Below are 2,271 nucleotides of genomic sequence, written 5' to 3' on the forward strand. Positions count from 1 at the left end.
GTATCGCCGGTGTCGTCGAGGTCCAGCACTTCATCCAGGGCGGTGTCTGTGCGCAGGCAGAAATCCAGCAGTTCGGTCACCCCCGGGTAGGCTCGTTGCCGGATATCGCCGGCCTCCCAGCCTGCCACTGTGGCTTCATCAACACTGCAGATACTGGCAATGTCTTCCCGGGTCAGTTGCGCGGTTTCGCGAATCTGCCTGAGGCGACGATAAAAACTTTGCAGATACCGCATAACGCGATGGCTCTCGGAAGTGATTCATTGCAGAAATGTATCGTACATTGAGCAGTACGCACAATAAACGGAAATACCCTCGATGGAAGCACGAGCTCTTGACAGCAACACTGCCTGGGACCTGATTCTGCAATCGGTGAATCGCCGCAATACCACTCTGCCCGTCGATAATGACCGCCAGAGCGCACTGGCAATCGGCGAAAACGGTCAATGGCAGCTTCATGTTGCGGCAGACCCGGAAGCCCGCCAGCTACTCACCACCTTTATGCCCCTGTGTCGCTATCTGCCGGAAAGCGCCGGGCCGATCGTGGTCGGGCAGATGGGCCAGAGCCTGGACGGACGTATCGCAACTGTCACCGGCGCTTCCAAATACATCAATGGCGAGGGCGGGTTACGGCATCTGCACCGGCTGAGGGCCGTCTGTGATGCAGTGGTAGTCGGCGCCGGCACCGCCGCGGAAGACAACCCCAGGCTCACCGTTCGCCTCGCCAGCGGGCCCAATCCGGTGCGGGTCGTCATTGACCGTCACCGGCGTGTTCCGCAAAGCCATGATATTTTTACCGACGCACAGTCGCCAACGCTGCATCTGGTGGCCGGCGACTATGAACCCGGAGCAAAGGTTCTGCCCCGCGCTGGTGTGCTGGAGGTGCCATGCCTGGGGGACGCGGAGCAGCCCGGCCCGGGGCGCATTCTTCAGGTACTCGCGGATTTCGGCCTGCGACGGGTGTTTATCGAAGGCGGCGGATTGACGGTGTCGGGGTTTCTGACGGCGGGCCTGCTGGACCATCTTCACGTCATGGTCGCCCCGATGATTATCGGCAGCGGCCGGCCTGCGTTCTCACTGCCGGAGATCGAACAGCTGGACAGTGCTCTGCGCCCGGCCGCCAATATGGTGGACCTGGGCAGCGACATGCTGTTCGATCTGGATTTCAGGGCTGGATCGCAGGGCGACTGAATACAAACAGTCCACCGGGCAGACTCGATAACAGAATGGTCAGCCCGTAGCCCACGCTCAGAGCCACGCCCTGCTCTAACGGCAGCCCGGCCAATGGCCATAACACCGCCGCCACACCCTCCCTCAGTCCCCAGCCCGCCACGGTCACGGGAATCACCATAGCCAGCAGTAAAAGACTCGATAATGCCAGCGTGGTCATCGTGTGCACCGCGCCCATATTGCCGTCGGCACTGAATGCCAGAACCCAGAAAACCCCGAGATAGGTGGCGACAACCAGCAATGAAGACAGTATCTGCCGGGGGAAAGCGTGCGGGTTCAGCAGCCCGCGATAGATATCCTTGCCCAGAGTCACCAGATACTGCTGCACCTTTCGCCATAAACCGGCGCCAAGGGCCAGCGCCAGAATAACGCCGATGATCAGCACCAACCCCGGGATCATCGCACCGTCTCGCCAGCCGCTGACCAGCGTGCGGACCCCGGGGTATTCCGTGATCAGCCAGACAGCGGCAGACAGCGCCACCACAGACATGACCAGTTGCCCGGAAAACCGCTCGATCAGCACCGCATGCAGAGCCGCCCGCCGTGCGCCGGAACTGCTGCCATGGCGCCAGGCCCGATTCAGGTCACCGGCCACCCCACCCGGCAGGCACTGGTTGAGAAACATGGCCAGATAATATTCCCGCACCGCTGACTTCATGGTCAGGGTCAGGCCCAGGCAGTGCACCGTATAGCGCCATCGCCAGGCCGACACTGCCACCTGGGCAACAGATATCAGCAATGCCAGGCCCAGGGCAGCGAACGAGAACCGGGACAGTTCGGTCACCAGCTGATCGGTGTCAAGCAACCAGAGCAGAAGGCCCAGAATGGTTACTGTGACCAGCCAGCGGACCGGCAGCGGAATATTCATGGCAAAACCGGCCGGGCAAACAGATCCAGGTGCGCCACCTGAATCGCCAACCGCCCTGCTTCGGCCTGCCGCAACCGCGCGGATTGCCATTGTTCAATCCGCCTCTGCCGGGCCGGGTTCTGCTCCATCGCCGCTTCGCACCAGCCGCAAATCAGGGCGGCCTGAAGCGCCCGGTC

General features: G+C 61.8%; 4 protein-coding genes. 1 reads left to right on the forward strand and 3 read right to left on the reverse strand.

What is annotated here, in order from left to right; all coding sequences use genetic code 11:
- Positions 1–233 (reverse strand): helix-turn-helix transcriptional regulator (locus tag VJ956_RS00005; protein ID WP_324080356.1); only part of this gene is annotated, 233 nt, incomplete at its 3' end.
- A gap of 82 nt (positions 234–315) precedes the next feature.
- Here VJ956_RS00005 and VJ956_RS00010 point away from each other — a divergent pair.
- Positions 316–1,188, forward strand: coding sequence for a RibD family protein (locus VJ956_RS00010; RefSeq protein WP_324080357.1), 873 nt, complete (start codon positions 316–318; stop codon positions 1,186–1,188).
- On the opposite strand, the gene VJ956_RS00015 is transcribed toward VJ956_RS00010, so the two are convergent.
- The gene (locus VJ956_RS00015; protein ID WP_324080359.1) at positions 1,163–2,095 is read right to left on the reverse strand and encodes a lysylphosphatidylglycerol synthase transmembrane domain-containing protein; all 933 of its coding nucleotides are present in this window, start codon (positions 2,093–2,095) and stop codon (positions 1,163–1,165) included. The two genes, VJ956_RS00010 and VJ956_RS00015, sit on opposite strands and share 26 nt — an antisense overlap.
- Positions 2,092–2,271: hypothetical protein (locus VJ956_RS00020; protein ID WP_324080360.1), on the reverse strand; the 180-nt coding region annotated here is incomplete at its 5' end. The genes VJ956_RS00020 and VJ956_RS00015, both read right to left, overlap by 4 nt.

Origin of the sequence: Marinobacter sp. (assembly GCF_035268745.1) — a bacterium.
In the GTDB taxonomy this organism is placed as follows: Bacteria; Pseudomonadota; Gammaproteobacteria; order Pseudomonadales; family Oleiphilaceae; genus Marinobacter.

Bases quoted from the DNA above. Each gene is read 5' to 3' on its own strand.
- VJ956_RS00010 (WP_324080357.1), top strand. From the start codon at position 316: ATGGAAGCACGAGCTCTTGACAGCAACACTGCCTGGGACCTGATTCTG.
- VJ956_RS00015 (WP_324080359.1), bottom strand. From the start codon at position 2,095: ATGAATATTCCGCTGCCGGTCCGCTGGCTGGTCACAGTAACCATTCTG.